Source organism: Actinomycetota bacterium (genome assembly GCA_012837825.1).
Taxonomy (GTDB): Bacteria; Actinomycetota; Humimicrobiia; order Humimicrobiales; family Humimicrobiaceae; genus Humimicrobium.
This window is the reverse complement of record DUQM01000028.1, coordinates 15,111-32,339: the sequence shown is the minus strand read 5'-3', so window position 1 is coordinate 32,339 and position 17,229 is coordinate 15,111. Positions and strand designations below refer to the sequence as shown.

The window sequence follows — 17,229 nt, the reverse complement described above, 5'->3', positions numbered from 1 at the left end:
TATATACCATTTTTATAGATTCTTACCTTTTCATCATCTGAAAAATTATTTTTTGCAACATAGTTTTTCAGAGGCATAATTTTTTCATGAAAAGCATCTATGATCCATTCAGGCTGAGGAAAGAAATATTTTTCCAATTCATAAGAAGGAGTAATCCAGTTTCTTGCTCCTACAACTACCGGAGGTGCATCCAGATAGTTAAAGCAGAGCTCAGTTATATTCTGGGCAAAATCTTTTAAATGAGAACTTCTCTCGCATGAATCTCCTGTAATTATAATCCTCCCGGTTTTTCTGACAGAATCTATTACTTTTTCATAATTAAACGGAACAAGGCTTCTTGCATCAATTACTTCAACCGAAATTCCGTATTTCTGCTCAAGTATTTCAACAGCCGGCAGAACTCTGTAAAGTGTAGCTCCTACGGATAAAATACTCAGGTCTTTCCCCGGGTGTTTTATATCGGGTTCACCTATTTCAATTTCATAATAATCTTCCGGAACTCCTTCTTTATGGAACATTTCTCCCATATCATATATCCTCTGGCTCTCAATAAAAATGACCGGGTCAGTGCCGCTTAATGCAGAATTCATCAGGCCTTTTGCATCATAAGGTGTAGCTGGAAACACAACTTTCAATCCTGGAATATGTGTGCATAATGAAGACCAGTCCTGAGAATGCTGAGCGCCATATTTTGAACCTACTGACATGCGCAGTACCAGAGGAATCTTCAGAATTCCTGCGCTCATTGAATGCCACTTGCTCATCTGGTTAAATACTTCATCTCCTGCTCTTCCCAGAAAGTCTGCATACATAAGCTCTACCACAGCTCTTCCTCCGCACATTGCATAACCTACTCCTGTTCCCACAATAGCTCCTTCCGAGATGGGAGCATTAAAGAATCTGTGATAAGGAAGAGACTCGGTTAGACCTCGGTATACTGCAAAAGCACCTGCCCAGTCACGATTATCTTCACCATATGCAATAAGCGTAGGATCTTCATAAAATTTATCAATCATAGCTTCAAAAACAGCATCACGAAGCTGATAGACTTTGCTTCTTGGATATAAGTTTCCTGAAGAATCAAACGCATATCTTTCCTTATTTTTTATCTGGACTATTCTTGGATTTTCTTCTTTGGGAATAAGAACTTCAGGTTTTCTTTCAGGATCCATATTTTTAACAATCTTATCTGAAAACATATACTTTGAAATATAATCAGGATGTTTTTCCATATTAATCCTTGGAGATTTTTCTTCATCTACAGCAAGCCGGGTTATGTGCGCCACGTCTTTTTCAGAAGCGGATTCAATCTTTTTTATTTCTTCCTCTGAAGCTATTTCTGATTCAATTAATTGAGCTTTAAATGTTTTAATTGAATCCTGACTCCGCCACAATTCTTTTTCTTCGCGAGTTCTGTAGGAATCAGTATCAGAAGGACTGTGACCGCTTAATCTATAAGTTATCACTTCTAATAGTACGGGGCCTTTTCTGTCCTGTATTAATTTTTTCTTTCTTCTGAAAGCATCTATTACTGCCAGCGGATTATATCCGTCAACTGTTTCAGCATGCATCTGGGAAGGTGAAACACCGGCTCCAAGCCTGGATGCCAAACCGAATGCCATTGTTTCTCCGGTTGTCTGGCCACCCATTCCATATCCGTTATTAAAAATATTATAGATTATTGGCAAACCGCCGGAGTGGTTTTTATCCCATAAAGTTTTAAGCTGATCCATGGCGGCAAAGTTCATGCTTTCATAAACAGGCCCGCACCCAATTGCTCCGTCACCTATATTACAGACTACAAGTCCTTTCTTGTTGTTTACAAGTTTGAACAGTGCAGCGCCTGTGGAAATATCGGCGCTTCCTCCGACAATTGCATTATTGGGGAAGGATCCGAAAGGGATAAAGAAAGCATGCATTGAACCACCAAGACCTTTATTAAAACCTGTTACTCTCCCAAATATTTCTGAAAGAACCCCATAGATTAAAAACTCTTTTGCAATTTCTTTTATTGTCCGGGAACAGGTATTGTTCTCAACTACTCTATATATGCTGCCTTCAAAAAAATCCTTCATAGTCTTCAAAAGACTGTCATCATCTGATTTATGGATGACAGACAAACCTTTTGCAAGTATCTCTCCATGGCTTCTGTGCGAACCAAAAATATAATCATCTATTCCAAGCTCGTATGCCTGTCCGACATATGAAGCTTCCTGACCGATACCAAGATGCGCCGGACCCGGGTAATCGTATTTTATACCTGCGTATTGTCCTTTTGTTTTTATGTCATTTAGCATGGTCTCGAATTCCCGGATAATAAACATATCTCTGTAAATCCTCAAGAAATCACTTTTTGAAAAATTGTTTTTTTCTTCTTTAACAGTTTTCTGATATCTGTTTACAGGAATATCTTCAAAAGTAATTTTGTCAGGACGTCTTCTTTCTGCCGGATCGATAACTAGTTTTTTTGTCATAGTATTCTCCAAATAATGAAAGTATTTTCAGAAAAATCAGATTTATTCACCAATAACCACTACTTGCACCGTACGTTTTCTTGCCCTTACCTGATCCCAGTCTACAAAATATGTATAGCCAAATTCACCCAGATCCAGTTTGCCATTTTCAATGACAATAGTTTCAGAACGTCCGAAAATACTTGAACGAAGATGTCCGTCAGTGTTTAAGCTTGTCCAGCCGCCTGGTTCACCAACACTGTCACCAAACTCGATATGTTTCGGTCCGGGATGCATGTACTGATTTTCAACACGACAGGTAGGTATTAATTTTTCCATAAGGTTGCAAAGATCCTGCTGCAGATATTCAAGTCCGAAATATGTTTTATCGTGAGAGCATTCCTGAATAATTACCGAACAGGTGGTATGATGAGAATATATGGTACATATCCCTGTTTTAATATTTGCTTTTTTAACAATTTCTTTAACCTGATCGGTTACATTGTGAAAAGTCGGATGTAATCCTTCAGACTGTACTTCAAATTTTTCATGAATCATTTTCATAATTGCTCCTTTGTAAGATTATTGCTTATCTTTTTTTAAGTCTTCAAATTTTTATATTATTTTTTATTCCTGTCATCCCACGCTCTTCTGACTGCACCAATCATTTCATAAACCATTGCCACACGGTCAGATGCGGTTGCAACACCGCTTGAAGTACCGGTGGCTTCTGCTCCGGAAAAAATCATATTATAGACATCGTCACCATTTTTTATTCCGGCACTTTGCAGCACAAGGATTTCCGGGTCTACTGATTTTATGGCTTCGGTAGAAGCTTTTACATAGCTCATATCACTTGTTTTTCCTGTTGCAATCAGTTCATCAGGCTCAGCGACTATTATGTCTGGTGAAAAGCAGGCTATTGCTTTAGCTTCCGTAATAGTGTTAGCACATACAATTGTAATCAAATCCAGTTCCTCAGCTCTTTTTATTGTTCTGCTCAGAGCAGAGAGAGTCAGTGGCTTTTCACAGTGATTAAGCATCACCCCTACAGCACCGGCAGCCTTTACTGATTCAGGCAGAATATCGGCAAGCCCCCGTCCAATCGGAATGGGATCCATGTGGGGAGCAAATACAAAAAGATTTTTTGTTGCTTCAGCAACCCTGTGTATTTCTGTATAAGGTGTGGTGAATATTATATCGACATCATATTTTTCCGATGCCCGGTCAGCTGCTATTGCCAGTTCTATTATCTGATCTCCGTACAAATAAGCTTTTGGCCCTATTTCAAAAAAAGGCGGTCTGGGCTTTAATCCTTTATACATGCTTTACTCCTGAAATATATTTACTCTTTAATATCGTTGAATCTCAAATATAATTTAGTTTTATATATCTAAAATGTCAACCATATTTTCTATTTATTTATCTATTGCTTTTTATTTAGAAAATAGTTAATATTATTTTGCAAAAATTACAAAGGAATATTTAAAAATGATTGTTTCACCTTCACTTCTTGCAGCTGATTCAGGAAAGTATGCTGAAGAGATAAAAGAAGTAGAAAAAGCCGGTCTTAAATATCTGCATATTGATGTAATGGACGGCCATTTTGTACCCAATTTATCTTTTGGCCCGAATATTCTTGAAGGCATCCGTAGTAAAAGCAAGATGATTTTTGATACCCATCTTATGATTGAAAAACCATCTTATTTTGCCGAATCATTTATAAAGGCAGGAGCAGATATTATAACCATGCATATTGAAACCGGTGATGATGATATAGATAATGTATATAATATTTGTAAAAGCAATAAAAAAGGTTTTGGGCTTGCAATTTCGCCTGACACACCACTTGAAAATTTAAACAGATATCTCAAAATAATTGATATATTGCTTGTCATGGGAATTCAGCCGGGATTTGGAGGCCAGAAATTTATTCCTAAGGTTTTGGAAAGAATTAAAAAAATGGCAGCAATAAAGAAAACTTCAAACTTTCATTATCTTATAAGTGTGGACGGCGGGGTAAGCGAAGAAAATGCTGTGGACATAGCCCTTGCAGGTGCTGATATTCTTGTAGCGGGAAGTGCAATTTTTGGAAAAGCAGATCGCGGTGAAGCTGTAAAGTCTTTATTATACGGAAAGTTAATTAAATAAATATTTTGAATTTTTATAAGGAAGGCAGAAACAAATGAAACCTGAATCATGGAAAAGGGCGGTAGAATCTTTTAAGATTGAATCAGAAGCTATCAAAATAACATCAGAAAATATTGATAAATCTGCGTTTGGAAAAGCTGTCGACATACTGGCAAAATCCACACGCATAGCTACGAGCGGATGCGGACATTCCGGAATAGCCTGCCAGCATTTTGCTCACTCATTGTGCTGCATAGAGCGTCCTGCAAGGTTTATCTCACCATCTGAAGCAGTACACGGCGCGATGGGTTTTGTGCAGAAAGAAGATGTTATGGTTTTTGCTTCCCGTGGCGGCAAAACTGCAGAACTGATTCCGATTATAAAAATCTGTAAAGAAAAAGGTGTTAAAACTATATCAGTTACCGAAAATCTCAAATCAGTTATTGCAACAGAATCAGACATAGTCATACCAATGAAGATAAAACGTGAGAGCGATAAATATGACAGTCAGGGCACTTCAAGTTTTGTAGCGCTCTCGGCAGTATTTGATGCGCTTCAGGTAGCGCTTATTGAAGAAACAGGGTACTGCAATGAGCAGTTTGCACTGATTCATCCCGGCGGGGCGGTAGGAGAAAGGCTGAATAAGTAAGCACCTGTTTTATTTTTATTGAATGCTCTTTTTATGCATGATAGACTACTTTAATCAATAAAAGGAGAATTATGTCATCCGGAAGCGGATTAAAAATTGATAAAAGAAGAAAAAAGATACTGGAAATATTAAGAAGAGACGGACAGGTAAGGGTATCTGAATTAAGCAAGCTTCTTGATACTACAGTTGTAACAATCCGTAGTGATCTTGATGTTCTTGAGCGGGACGGATTTCTTGAAAGGACTCAGGGAGGAGCCATACAGACAGTCAAGAATTTCTATAATCTTGATTTCCAACGTCGCAAGCAGGAACATATGGAATTAAAAAAAGCTATTGCATCAGCAACTGCAGATCTTATCAAAGATGGCGAAACCCTCCTTATTAATTCCGGTACCACCACATACTACACAGCCGTAGAACTGAAACGTCATAAAAACTTAAATATTGTGACCAACTCGATATCTGTGGCGATTGAGCTGGAAGCCCATCCGACTTTTAGAGTGATACTTCTGGGCGGAGACATCAATGCACAGTATTCTTTTACATTCGGCAAAGATGCCCAGGAACAGCTTGGAAAATATAAAGCGGATAAAGCTATTTTATCAGTTGACGGAATATGCAAAGATATCGGACTTACTACTTATCATGCTGAAGAAGCTGTTATAAACAATACTATGATTGAGCGTTCCAGAGAAACCATAATAGTTGCAGACAGCAGTAAATTCAACCATGAAAGTTTTGCATTTGTAACTTCGCTCGACAAAGCCAGCTACTGGGTTACCGATACTTTACTAGACAAAGAGTCAAAAAAAGAAATTGAAGAACTTGATATCAAAGTTGTTATATCATAATACATGCCTACTGCTTATTTTAATTGGTATTCATTTGTACTGATTCCCAAGGATTGTCAGATATTTTTATTGAAGAATTTATTTATTGGGAAAATTTTCATAAGCTGGCATTTTTGAGAAAAAATCAGATTAAGTAAAGTCGGAATATTTATATTTATAAAAGAAAAATAAATTAGAAAAACAAGAAAGGAAGATTATGCAAATCTTCGGCAAAGAGACAAACAGAAAAGAAATATGTGAAAAAACGGGAGATATTTCTCAGCTAAGTGAAGTTAAATATTATGAATATATTGATGGTGTAAGTCGGGGAGTAAGAGGGATTGACATTAGAAATCCCGAGGGGGTTAATTTAACCATACTGCCCGATAGAGGGATGGACATATCGAGCTTTTCGTATAAAGGTATTCCCTTTAACTGGAAGTCTGCAGTCAGGGAGACTTCTTCTGTTTATTATGAGAGCAGAGGAGCAGAGTGGTTAAGAACTTTTTATGGGGGATTTCTGACTACTTGTGGTCTTACTACAACGGGTCCCGCAAACACTGACAATGGAGAAGAGCTAGGTCTGCATGGAAGAATTTCGAATATAAGCGCAGAGAAAGTAATTGTTGATGGAGAATGGAAAGACGATACTTATATTGTAAAAGCCCGAGGCAAAATAAGAGAAGCAAAAGTCTTTGGGGATAAATTGCAGCTGGAAAGAAAAATATATACATGGATAAACAAACCAAAACTTGTGATAGAAGATACAGTGGAAAATATTGGACACGCCAAATCGCCTTTAATGATTTTATATCACATCAATATAGGTTATCCGGTATTGGATGCAGATTCAGAGGTAATAGAAGATAAAGCTTCTATTATTCCTAATGATGATACGGCAAAAAAAGAAATAGGTATTTTTAATAAATTTTCCAATCCGATAAAAGGGTTTGTTGAACGATGCTATTTTCATGATATTCAGGCTGATGGTGAAGGGTATTCGAATATTGCACTTATCAATAGCCGGTTTAGGGGCGGACAGGGGATTGGATTATGGATAAGGTTTAATAAAGATAATCTGCCATATCTTACTCAATGGAAACAAATGGGGATGGGAGAATATGTCTGTGGGCTTGAGCCTTGTAATAATATGGGGCAGGGCAGAAAGATTGAAAGAGAAAAAGGAAGATTAAGATTTATTGAGCCACAGGAAAAAATTGATTACAGACTTGAATTCAATATTCTGGAATCCAATGAAGCTATATTGGATTTCAGGAAAAAGTTCAGTAAATAAAGTGAAAGCATTTAAAAATATAATGATAAATAATCAATTTTTTTAGTTTTACTTTAATTATCTTATTTAAATCTTCTCTATAATAAGAATAAAATAAAAACAGCTGAAAAATAATAAAATTAAAGACATCTTATTAAAAAAATAATTGATTTGTCTTAATATATTAAATATTTTTATTTTTCTTTCAGTAAATAATTATATTTAAGATCAAGAAATTAAAGTAAAAATTATTATTTTCAAAACCGGCTGATACTGACACATTCAGCCATAAAAAGCTTGGCGGCTAACATATAAATATTGCTGACAGTAATCTTGGCAAGGATGATGGCAGTAGTGAATCAGAAGCTTTTAAATGTCAGAACTGCAGATGCAGCAAGAGAAATCAGGCTGGTTTTAAAAGAATATTATGAATTTGCTTTAAGTCTGGGGAACATACATGCATAAAGAAAAAGAATATGAGAAATATTTTTCAAAGATTGAAAACGGGACGATAACAGATGTTCCGGAATTTTTTGTGCAGGCTGTACACAGCGGAGTAAGAAAGTCCAGAAAAGATGACCTGAGCCTGATATATACTCCTTTGGATACTGTTACATCAGCTGTATTCACAACAAATAAATTTGCAGCTGCTCCTGTTATTATAAACAAGAGGCAACTTTCCGGATCGCGCAATATAAAAGCAATTGTCATAAATACGGGGATAGCAAATGCGTGCACAGGCGAGCAGGGAATTATTAATGCTGAGAAAATAGTCGAAGAAACTGCCGGTTATCTGAAGCTGGGAAAGAAAAACGTAGCTATTGCTTCAACAGGACTAATAGGAAAGCAGCTTCCGCTTGAAAAGATACTTGGCGGTATCAGAGAACTGTCAAAAACAATCAGCTCCGGCGATGGACACAGAGCTGCCAGATCAATTCTTACTATTGATAAAAACCCGAAAGAATTAGCTGTAAAAATAAATACTGAAAAATTCTTTAATATGGAAAAAGACATAATAGTCGGAGCTATCGGCAAAGGCTCCATAATGGTTGCCCCGAATATGGGCACGATTTTATGTTTTATTGCCACAAACGTAAAAATTCATCAGAATCTCCTTGATGGTCTGCTGCACGAAGGTGTAGACCAAAGCTTTAATTCCATTTCAATTGATGGCTGTCAGAGCACAAACGACATGGTATTCATTCAGAATAATGGTGAGAGCGGCATAGAAATAACAAAGGATAACAGAGAGCTATATGATGTTTTCAGGCACACGCTTTTCTTTGTTCTTGAAGAAATGGCAAAAAAAGTAATTCTTGATGGTGAAGGAGCTTCCAAATTTGTAGAGATAGAGGTCAGGAGCAGTCGGGATAAAGCTGAGGCAAAAAAAATAGGAATGAAAATCGCAAATTCCATACTGGTAAAAGCATCAATCTTTGGGGAGACAATCAACTGGGGAAGAATTGCTTCTGCCATCGGCTCAACAGATGTTGAATTTAATATAAATGATGTCGAGATATTCATTAATGATTTTCTAATTTTTAAAAACGGTATGGAAGTTTCCGAAAATATGGAACCGGCATTGCCTACAATGAAAAACAAGCATATAAACATAAAAGTAATTATGCATACCGGAAGACAAAGCAGTTTCGTATGGACAACTGACCTGACTCATGATTTTGTAAAAGCAAGCTCACATTACAGATCATAATAATAGTACCAGACAATCTGCTTCTGGCTAAATACGGGTAATTATATATTTTTGAGCGGTTGCCCCTGATTATTAATTAACAAATATTAAAAAATTAATAGGAAACAAAGAAAAAGCAGTGCCTGAAATGTATCTGCAGGCTATTGCAGTTGCCAGATTAAACAAAAGTGTTAACTTTATTTCTCCTGTGATAAAAACCTCAACAATGCTGCACCCGGTGAAAATTTTCAGATTCTGAATATTTAATCAAATAATCTGCCTGTCTTGTTTTTATTACTGTCTTTATAAAATACATATGTATTACCGCCCTTTTCCTTGGCTTCATACATGGCGGAATCAGCATATTTTAAAAGAGTACCCTGTTCAACCGCATCATCGGGAAATACGGAAATACCCATACTGCCTTTTATGTATAATTCTATATCCTCAACAGTAAAAGGACTATCAAAGGATTTTAAAATTTTGTCGGCAAATATTTTCATATCATCGGTATTGTTAAAACTGCTTATAATAAATATAAATTCATCTCCTCCATACCTTGCAAACGTATCAGTTTTTCTCATTATTTTTTTTACTCTGTCTGCAAAACTTTTCAGAAATCTGTCACCCATGGCATGTCCGTATCTGTCATTTACAAGCTTGAACTTGTCGAAATCAAGCATTGAAATCATCATTTTCTTTTTATCTCTTTTCGAGCATTCTGAAGCGATATAAAATCTGTCTTTAAATAAATGTCTGTTTGGAAGCTTGGTAATTTCATCATAATAAGCAAGTTCCTTGATAGTCTTTTCCATTTCCTTTTGCCTTGTAATATCTTCAGAAATTCCGATTACGCAAACAGGTTTTCCGTTTTCATCAAGCAGCGGGACTTTCTTGGTGCTGATTATCACAGATTTTTTACCTGAGGTAAGATTTTCTTCCTCAATCACCAGCTGTCTGTTGGTATCTAATGCCTCTCTGTCCTTTTTTATAAAAAAGTCTGCCTGCTTCTTGGGAAACAGGTCATAATCAGTTTTGCCAATGATACTGTTCTTGTCCAGTCCGATGAGCTCTTCAGCAACTTTGTTAATAAGTTTGAATCTTAAGGTATCGGCATCTTTGACAAAAAGCATTATTGGGATATTATCAATTACAGCGCTGAAAAGATTATTTAATCTTGTTAATTCTTTTAATTCCTCCTGCATCTTGCTTATATCTTTTGCATAACCGATTGTACCGACTACTTCTTCTCCATTGATAACGGGAGCCCTATAGATTTCATGTAGCGTAGGCACTCCATTAGTAAGCAACATTTCATGAAAATATTTTGTTTTTCTTGTATCTACTGTCTGCTGATCATTAGCCATATGTTCTTTTGCATATTCTTCCGGATAAATATCCATGACTGTCTTTCCTGTTATTTCTTTCCTGCTTTTATTTACAGATCTCGCAAGAATTTCGTTTACAGCAAGATATCTTCCATTTTTATCTTTCAGCCAGGCTTTATATGGAAAACCATTCAGTATTGTTTCAAGCTGCAAGCTCATTTTTTTCATTTTGCTGATGTCGTAGGAAATACCTATTATCCCTTTGACTTTCCCGTTTTTATCATGAAACGGCATTTTATTTGCAACAACCCACATGCTTTTACCATCCGGTAGAAAAATATTTTCTTCAATTCCAAGCTTAGGCATATCATTATTCATAACTTCAATGTCATCCCTGGCCATATTTTTTGCTATTTTTTCAGGAAAAATATCAAAATCAGTCTTACCTATGAGAAAATCTGAACTTTTTTGGACCAATTTCTCGAAAGCTTTATTTACCATTATGAATTTAAGATCAGCATCTCTTACATAAACAACAGCAGGAATGTTATCAAGGATGCTTTCAAGCAGTTTTCTATGTGTATAAACTACTTCAGCATCACTTTCAATTCTATTTTTATAATCAAGAATATTCTTTTTCTGTTTCTGAAAAAAATCCCTGGCAATTCCCAATGAAATTGCAATAATAAAATAATTCAAAAGGATTATTATCTTTCCTGAAAAATTGGCGCATTCCGAAAATTGATAAAAATAATGCAGCAAGCAGGCAGAGCTAACGATTAACCCGGGAATCGAAGCTCTTATTCCGAAAGTTATAGCTGAAACTATGATTAATATAAGGGCAACTACGCTGACTAAAATAAAATTGGCACCAAAATAAACAGCAAGAATAAGAGCGATTGCAATCGAAACTGTCAGGACAAGATAAAGAGATCCTGGCCTTGTAAATTTTTTCATTTCTCTTGAAATTAAATATTTTTTTTATTCTCGACAGCTTTTTTTATTCTCGACAGGCCTTCTATGATATTTTCTTTGGATGTTGCATACGAAAGTCTTATATATTCTTCTTTCTCATCTTTATTTTTCAAGCCAAATGATGTTCTTGCAAGAACTGCAACATCACCTTTATAAAGAAGATAGTCCTGAAGCTGTTCCGCATCTTTGAAACCAAGGTTTTTACAAGCTTGTGTTACATTTGGGAAAGCATAGAAAGCTCCTTTTGGTTTAAGGCATCTGAATCCTTTTATGTCGTTTAAAAGGTCTACAATTAAGTCTCTTCTTTCCCTGAATTCCTGCACCATTTTGTCTACTTCATTCTGGGGACCTGTCAGTGCTTCCATGCCGGCATACTGATTGAATGTAACAGTGCAGGATTCGCAATTATTTTCAAGGTTAGTAATATGTTGCATTAATTCTTTGTCTGCAATGCCGAACCCGAGTCTCCAGCCGGTCATGGCATAGGTTTTCGAAAAACCGTCAACAATTATTGTTCTTTCCTGCATTCCCGGCAGGGAAGATATGCTGTTAAACTCTCCCTCATATAAAATTCTTGAGTAAATCTCGTCAGAAAGAACAAATATATTGCGTTCAACTGCAATTTTTGCAATTGCTTTGAGATCTTCTTTGGAAAGCAGTCCGCCCGTAGGATTCTGGGGAGTATTTATAATGATCAATTTTGTTTTGTCCGTAACAATATTTTCAAGCGTTCCGACATCAAAACTGAATTCCCTTGATTCAAGAAGAGGAAGGGGTACAGGCTTTCCGCCAACGAAATTTATAATTGATTCATATATCGGATATCCGGGATTAGGATAAATTGCTTCATCGCCCGGATTAACCAAAGCATGTATAGTGTAATAAATGATTGGTTTTCCTCCCGATGTGACACATACATTTTCTTCGCTTACATTTATTCCTCTTGTTTTTGAAATATAATCAGCAATAATCCTCTTAAAATCCGGAAAACCGCCCGAAGGGCTGTAATGAGTCATATTATTGTTTATAGCATTAATGGCGGCATTTTTTATATTTTCAGGTGTATTGAAATCAGGTTCACCAATACAGAAACTTACAATATTTTTTCCCTGTTCCCTTAATTTCATAACTTTTCCGAGAACGGTAAAAGCATTTTCACTTCCAAGTCTGCCAAGTCTTTCTGCCAATTCCATTTTTTAGTCCTCTCCTGTGGATATTCTATTCATAAAAATCATTTTTAAAAGTAAAAAAGAATAAAAGTACAAGTATCTAATTCTATAAAATATTTTTTAATTTTTCAATAAATTCATATTTGTTGTCATCTGCATTTTAAAAGTGAACTGTTTTTTTAAATTTATGATTTAAAAGTGAACTGTTGCTTTAAGTTTATATTTGTTGCAGGCTATCAGATATCAGGTCGGATATTAGAAGCCGGTAAGCGCAAAGATCTTTTCATACGCCTTGCAATCTTTATTTTATTTTTTTATTTACTAAACTAATTTTTAGTATTTTTGATATAGAAGTCATGCCTATACGACTAATGATTGCATAATCTAAAATTAGATTTTATAATATGAAATATTGTATATTATCTTTCTCTATTATACAGGATTTTTATAAGGTTGATAATCAGATGAAGCTACTTAATAAAATATTCAGCATTATTGAGTTTTTAAAAGTCAATTCTGAAATGAGCCTGAAAGAGCTGTCCGAAGCTCTTGATATAAATAAAAGCACTGCTTACAGGATTCTTGCACAGCTCGGCAAGCATGGCTATATAGATAAAAACAATGAAACAAAAAGATATAAGCTCGGTATTAAATTCATAGAAATTGCAAATCATATAATACAGGATTTCAAAATTATAGAAATTGCAGCACCTTACATTGACAAAATTAATTCAGTTACAAAAGAAACCATCCATCTTGCCCAGCTTGTGGGCGATGAAGTAGTTTATGTTGATAAAAGAGAAAGCCTTAATCCAATCAGACTGCACTCCCAGATAGGCAAAGCTACGCAATGGCACTGTACCGGAGTAGGCAAAGTCATTCTTGCCTTTCAGTCCGAAGATTTTCTGGAAAAAATTCTTGCCTCTATAAATTTACGTAAATTTACAGAGCACACAATCACAAACAGGGAACAATTTATCTCTGAGCTTGAACTGATAAAGAAACAGGGATATGCAATGGACAGGGAAGAGTATCAGGAAAATGTAGGCTGTATTGCTGCGCCAATACTTGACAGCTCAAACAAGGTTTTTGCATCAATAAGCGTGACTTTCATTTTCAATATAGAAAATCTTGACAAACAGTTGAAAAAATATAAGGATCTTATTCTGGAAAACAGCAAACTTATCTCCGGAAAAATGGGCTATACCGCTTAATCAAAACTTATCCTAAAATCAGACAGCCAGTTTGAATATTACTTTTCTTACGTTTCTTGGAATACCGGCACTCAGACCGGGCCTGTGTATATCCTCGGGAAAGAATACCGCAAACATATTAGGTTTCAAAACAAAAAAATCTTCATCTTCAACTGCCGAATAAAGCTCTATATCTTTGTTTTCATCATATTCCTTATATACTTTTTTTACTGACGATATATCACAATAGCCGAATTTTTCTTTCCCGTATAATAATATCTGTACGTCGATATATTTTTTATGAATTTCAGCATATTTTTCAGAGATTTTTTCAGATGTTTTGTATGAACTAAGAATATAGAAAAGATTTTTTCCATTTATCTCATAAATGTTGTCTTCCAGTGCTTTAAAATCATTTTTTTCTGCAAAACTGAGCACCTTTTTTATTCTTTCATCGATAAATTTGAAAATAAGCGAATCAGTATTATGCCTGTTGCCTACTATCATTATTTCTCCTAAATTTCTATTGAATATTTTTTATAATTTGTTTTCAAAACTGGACAATGAAATCAAAAAAGCTTATCATATTCATAATATGAACTTATATTTCATATTATAAAACTTTTTACCGTTTAAAATTCTATTTTATATTTGCTAAAAAGTAAATAATAAAACTAATATCCAAAAAGACAAGATATAATTATAAACAACCCAATAAATTATTTATTTGGATAATAAAGAAACAGCGAGAAAATTTTCAATAATGTAATCAATTTTGAAAGCTGTTCAAGAACATTAAACCGGGAGTTTGGCTACTGGTCAGAGGTGATTAAAAGACGGCATAAAGGGAGATTACCTTCTTTAAGGCCAATTCTCCGAAATGTTGGTTTTGCAGACGATGTTTTTTGTCCCTGCTCTGCCTGTGAGTGCTTACCCCAATATTGCAATAGACAGTAATCGTAACCGATTTGAAAAAAAGAAAAGACTGCAAGTGGCGAGAAGTTTGAAAAGGAATATAATTATATAATTTTAGTTTTTAATTTACAGGAGGAACGATGAAATATTTACTGATGATACCGGGACCTGTGGAATCCCCGGATGAAATTATTGAAGCCTTTAACGGGCAGACGGTCGCCCATTACGGAAAAGAATTCAGAGATCTTTATCTTGAAACTGCTTCAAGACTATCAAGAATTCTTGGTTCGAAAAAATCATGGTCTTTTTTAATGCCTGGCTCAGGAACAACCGGACTTGAAGCGATAGGAGCGACTTTCTGCAATTCCAGAAACTGCCTTGTGCTATCCAACGGTTCTTTTGGAGACAGATTAAATACAATAGCTGGCAGATATGGCTCACATACAGATAAAATTTCTTATGAAAAAGGCAAAGCCTATGATCTTGCGGAGATAGAAGAACAGCTGAAATCAAAGAAATATGATCTTTTGTGGATGGTTCATGTTGAAACAAGTGTGGGAATCTTGAATCCTGTAAAAGAAGTTGCAAAAATTGCAAAAAAATATGGCTGTCTTGTTTTTGTTGATGCAATAGCAAGCTCTGGAATTGAAGAAATCAAAGTTGATGAGTGGCAGATAGATGGTATTGCTTCAGCATCGCAAAAAGGTTTTTCATGTCCTTCCGGTCTCGGAATGCTTACTGTAAATTATGAACTTATAAAAAACCTGAATGACCTTCCTCCTTCAAGAAGCTGGTATCCTGATCTGAGAGTCTGGGTTGACTATTATGACAAATGGAATGACTGGCATCCTTATCCATCCACGCTTCCAACCAATGTAATCCAGGCTTTGGCAAAAAGCCTTGAAATGATTGAAAGCGAAGGAATTGCAAGCAGGATTGCCATGTATAAGGATGTTTCTTCAAGACTGATCAAAGCTATAAAAGCGCTGGGTCTGGGTCTTTTTGTTCCAGAAGGACATAATGCTCATGGCCTTACTGCCGTGTCTACTCTGGGTAAATTCCAGGCACCGGAATTTATTGAATTTCTTAAAGATAAATTCCGGATACAGATAGGCGGTTCTCTGGAAAAAGATATGAAACCTTTGGTTTTCAGAATAGGGCACATGAGCACAAAACAATGCCTGAACAGAAATCTTGCTGCTGTCGTAGCTGCACTCGGTACATTTATGAAAACAAAAAATATCGATGTATATATAGATAAAGCGTTGGCAGAACTTGTATGATTCTTTTCTGCTGCGAAATTTGATTTAATGCATTGGAGAAAGAAGTGTTTTAAAAAATGAAAAATATCGATATTGAAAAACTTATAAAGAAAATTGACGAAAAGGAAGTTGTCAGTATTTTAAAAAAACTGATTTCTGTTCCCGGTCATATAAATTGTCCGGAACAGGAAAATGAAATAAGTAAATGTGTCCTGAATATTATAAAAGAAGAGGGAATTCATGCTTATTTACAAGAAGTTGAGCCGGGAAGAAACAATGTCATTGCAAAAATTCCCGGTAAAGAGAATAACAATGCCGGCAAAAGCCTGACACTCAACGGTCATCTTGACACAGTTCCTCCAAACGACAAGATGAAAAGTTATGAACCTGAAATTAGAGACGGAAAAGTCTTTGGACTTGGCGCTGCAGATATGAAAGGCGCTGTTGCAGCAATGATTTATTCCATGTTTATTTTAAAAAGGGAGAATGTTTGCCTTGACGGCGATTTATTTTTTACCGGAGTTATCGGGGAAGAATCAGGCGGAACCGGAACAAGGTTTTTAATGAACAAAGGCTTTAAATCAGATTATTTTATTGTAGGCGAGCCAACAGATCTGAATATAGTGAATTCCCACAAAGGATGTTTCCTTATGGACATATCCATAACAGGCAAGGCTGCCCATGGAAGCATGCCTGAAAAAGGAGCAAATGCAATAGGAGCAATGGCATTTTTTATAACCAAATTAAATAATAAATATATCCCCGTTCTCAATACACGATATCAGGATGGAGTGGGAAATCCAACAATAAATTACGGAATAATAAAGGGTGGCAAGAAAGTTAATATTGTAGCCGACAAATGTACCCTGGCAATTGACAGAAGATGGATAGATTCTGAGAAAAACATAGATCTTATTTCTGAAATAGAACCTTATATTAAAGAGGCCTGCAATACAAATCCGGAACTTAGATATGAGGTAAGGGCAACACTACCAGGAGACGGGTATTTCGGTCCGTTGTTTTTGCCTGAAAGCCATGATTATGTTGATATCGTTAAAACTGCAATGATGGATGCAGGCCTTAAGGCTCGGGTCGCCGGAATGCAGGGCTGGACAGACGGAGCTACTATTTTAAACAAGGGTTTTCCGACACTCATATTAGGGCCCGGGAGCATGAGCAAAGCTCACTCCGAAGATGAATTCGTAAGCATAAAAGAACTTACTGATTCAGTAAAAGCGTATCTTTCTATTGTCTTCAAGGTTTGTAAAAGCTAATTAATTTTTATAAGACAGCAAAGCTTGCCAATAATTGCTGTGTTTATTTTTTTTAAGGTTTTGCTCACCAGTATTTAATCATTAATTA

General features: G+C 35.8%; 15 protein-coding genes. 9 read left to right on the top strand and 6 right to left on the bottom strand.

Annotation, left to right across the window (positions count from 1 at the left end):
• From GXZ93_02410 to GXZ93_02400, 3 genes are all read right to left on the bottom strand, one after another.
• Window positions 1-2,474, bottom strand: a 2,474-nt coding sequence (locus tag GXZ93_02410; GenBank protein ID HHT78638.1) for a dehydrogenase, incomplete at its 3' end; no start/stop codon positions are given.
• Window positions 2,475-2,516: 42 nt separating this feature from the next.
• Window positions 2,517-3,017: a YjbQ family protein gene (locus tag GXZ93_02405; GenBank protein HHT78637.1), complete on the bottom strand. Its 501-nt coding sequence runs from the start codon at window positions 3,015-3,017 to the stop codon at window positions 2,517-2,519.
• Window positions 3,018-3,073: 56 nt separating this feature from the next.
• Window positions 3,074-3,778 (bottom strand): triose-phosphate isomerase, encoded by a 705-nt coding sequence (locus tag GXZ93_02400; protein ID HHT78636.1) that lies wholly within the window; start codon window positions 3,776-3,778, stop codon window positions 3,074-3,076.
• A gap of 166 nt (window positions 3,779-3,944) precedes the next feature.
• Between GXZ93_02400 and rpe the strand changes: the two genes are divergently transcribed.
• The 6 genes from rpe (at window position 3,945) to argJ (ending at window position 9,046) form a co-directional block, all read left to right on the top strand.
• On the top strand, window positions 3,945-4,604 hold the full coding sequence (gene rpe / locus GXZ93_02395; GenBank protein HHT78635.1) for a ribulose-phosphate 3-epimerase: 660 nt from the start codon (window positions 3,945-3,947) through the stop codon (window positions 4,602-4,604).
• Between the two features lie 34 nt (window positions 4,605-4,638).
• Window positions 4,639-5,232 (top strand): SIS domain-containing protein, encoded by a 594-nt coding sequence (locus GXZ93_02390; protein HHT78634.1) that lies wholly within the window; start codon window positions 4,639-4,641, stop codon window positions 5,230-5,232.
• Window positions 5,233-5,303: 71 nt separating this feature from the next.
• Window positions 5,304-6,083, top strand: a complete 780-nt coding sequence (locus tag GXZ93_02385) for a DeoR/GlpR transcriptional regulator (protein HHT78633.1) — start codon at window positions 5,304-5,306, stop codon at window positions 6,081-6,083.
• A gap of 196 nt (window positions 6,084-6,279) precedes the next feature.
• The gene (locus GXZ93_02380) at window positions 6,280-7,356 is read left to right on the top strand and encodes an aldose 1-epimerase family protein (protein ID HHT78632.1); all 1,077 of its coding nucleotides are present in this window, start codon (window positions 6,280-6,282) and stop codon (window positions 7,354-7,356) included.
• 297 nt (window positions 7,357-7,653) lie between these two features.
• A complete protein-coding gene (locus GXZ93_02375) occupies window positions 7,654-7,800 on the top strand; it encodes a hypothetical protein (protein HHT78631.1) in 147 nt (48 codons plus the stop codon).
• Window positions 7,793-9,046, top strand: coding sequence for a bifunctional glutamate N-acetyltransferase/amino-acid acetyltransferase ArgJ (argJ, locus tag GXZ93_02370; protein HHT78630.1), 1,254 nt, complete (start codon window positions 7,793-7,795; stop codon window positions 9,044-9,046). The genes GXZ93_02375 and argJ overlap by 8 nt, the downstream gene beginning before the upstream one ends.
• Window positions 9,047-9,288: 242 nt before the next feature.
• On the opposite strand, the gene GXZ93_02365 is transcribed toward argJ, so the two are convergent.
• Complete coding sequence (locus GXZ93_02365; GenBank protein HHT78629.1) at window positions 9,289-11,310, bottom strand: PAS domain-containing protein; 2,022 nt, start codon at window positions 11,308-11,310, stop codon at window positions 9,289-9,291.
• 11 nt (window positions 11,311-11,321) lie between these two features.
• The gene (locus GXZ93_02360; GenBank protein ID HHT78628.1) at window positions 11,322-12,521 is read right to left on the bottom strand and encodes a pyridoxal phosphate-dependent aminotransferase; all 1,200 of its coding nucleotides are present in this window, start codon (window positions 12,519-12,521) and stop codon (window positions 11,322-11,324) included.
• 440 nt (window positions 12,522-12,961) lie between these two features.
• On the opposite strand from GXZ93_02360, the gene GXZ93_02355 reads away from it, so the two are divergent.
• Window positions 12,962-13,711, top strand: coding sequence for an IclR family transcriptional regulator (locus tag GXZ93_02355; protein HHT78627.1), 750 nt, complete (start codon window positions 12,962-12,964; stop codon window positions 13,709-13,711).
• Window positions 13,712-13,729: 18 nt separating this feature from the next.
• Here the strand turns inward: GXZ93_02355 and GXZ93_02350 are convergent, their stop codons facing one another.
• Window positions 13,730-14,197 (bottom strand): DUF386 domain-containing protein, encoded by a 468-nt coding sequence (locus GXZ93_02350; protein ID HHT78626.1) that lies wholly within the window; start codon window positions 14,195-14,197, stop codon window positions 13,730-13,732.
• A gap of 548 nt (window positions 14,198-14,745) precedes the next feature.
• Between GXZ93_02350 and GXZ93_02345 the strand changes: the two genes are divergently transcribed.
• Together GXZ93_02345 and GXZ93_02340 are read left to right on the top strand one after the other, a co-directional pair.
• Window positions 14,746-15,888, top strand: a complete 1,143-nt coding sequence (locus GXZ93_02345; protein HHT78625.1) for an alanine--glyoxylate aminotransferase family protein — start codon at window positions 14,746-14,748, stop codon at window positions 15,886-15,888.
• A gap of 56 nt (window positions 15,889-15,944) precedes the next feature.
• Window positions 15,945-17,141 carry a M20 family metallopeptidase gene (locus tag GXZ93_02340; protein HHT78624.1) on the top strand — a complete coding sequence of 399 codons (1,197 nt, stop codon included), beginning with the start codon at window positions 15,945-15,947 and terminating at the stop codon, window positions 17,139-17,141.
• The last annotated feature ends 88 nt before the right edge of the window (window positions 17,142-17,229 follow it).

What these genes read in the sequence shown, in the direction of transcription:
- GXZ93_02400 (HHT78636.1), bottom strand. Translation starts at nt 3,778, where the DNA reads ATGTATAAAGGATTAAAGCCCAGACCGCCTTTTTTTGAAATAGGGCCA.
- GXZ93_02390 (HHT78634.1), top strand. Translation starts at nt 4,639, where the DNA reads ATGAAACCTGAATCATGGAAAAGGGCGGTAGAATCTTTTAAGATTGAA.
- GXZ93_02405 (HHT78637.1), bottom strand. Translation starts at nt 3,017, where the DNA reads ATGAAAATGATTCATGAAAAATTTGAAGTACAGTCTGAAGGATTACAT.
- argJ (HHT78630.1), top strand. Translation starts at nt 7,793, where the DNA reads ATGCATAAAGAAAAAGAATATGAGAAATATTTTTCAAAGATTGAAAAC.
- rpe (HHT78635.1), top strand. Translation starts at nt 3,945, where the DNA reads ATGATTGTTTCACCTTCACTTCTTGCAGCTGATTCAGGAAAGTATGCT.
- GXZ93_02380 (HHT78632.1), top strand. Translation starts at nt 6,280, where the DNA reads ATGCAAATCTTCGGCAAAGAGACAAACAGAAAAGAAATATGTGAAAAA.
- GXZ93_02345 (HHT78625.1), top strand. Translation starts at nt 14,746, where the DNA reads ATGAAATATTTACTGATGATACCGGGACCTGTGGAATCCCCGGATGAA.
- GXZ93_02355 (HHT78627.1), top strand. Translation starts at nt 12,962, where the DNA reads ATGAAGCTACTTAATAAAATATTCAGCATTATTGAGTTTTTAAAAGTC.
- GXZ93_02360 (HHT78628.1), bottom strand. Translation starts at nt 12,521, where the DNA reads ATGGAATTGGCAGAAAGACTTGGCAGACTTGGAAGTGAAAATGCTTTT.
- GXZ93_02385 (HHT78633.1), top strand. Translation starts at nt 5,304, where the DNA reads ATGTCATCCGGAAGCGGATTAAAAATTGATAAAAGAAGAAAAAAGATA.
- GXZ93_02365 (HHT78629.1), bottom strand. Translation starts at nt 11,310, where the DNA reads ATGAAAAAATTTACAAGGCCAGGATCTCTTTATCTTGTCCTGACAGTT.
- GXZ93_02350 (HHT78626.1), bottom strand. Translation starts at nt 14,197, where the DNA reads ATGATAGTAGGCAACAGGCATAATACTGATTCGCTTATTTTCAAATTT.
- GXZ93_02340 (HHT78624.1), top strand. Translation starts at nt 15,945, where the DNA reads ATGAAAAATATCGATATTGAAAAACTTATAAAGAAAATTGACGAAAAG.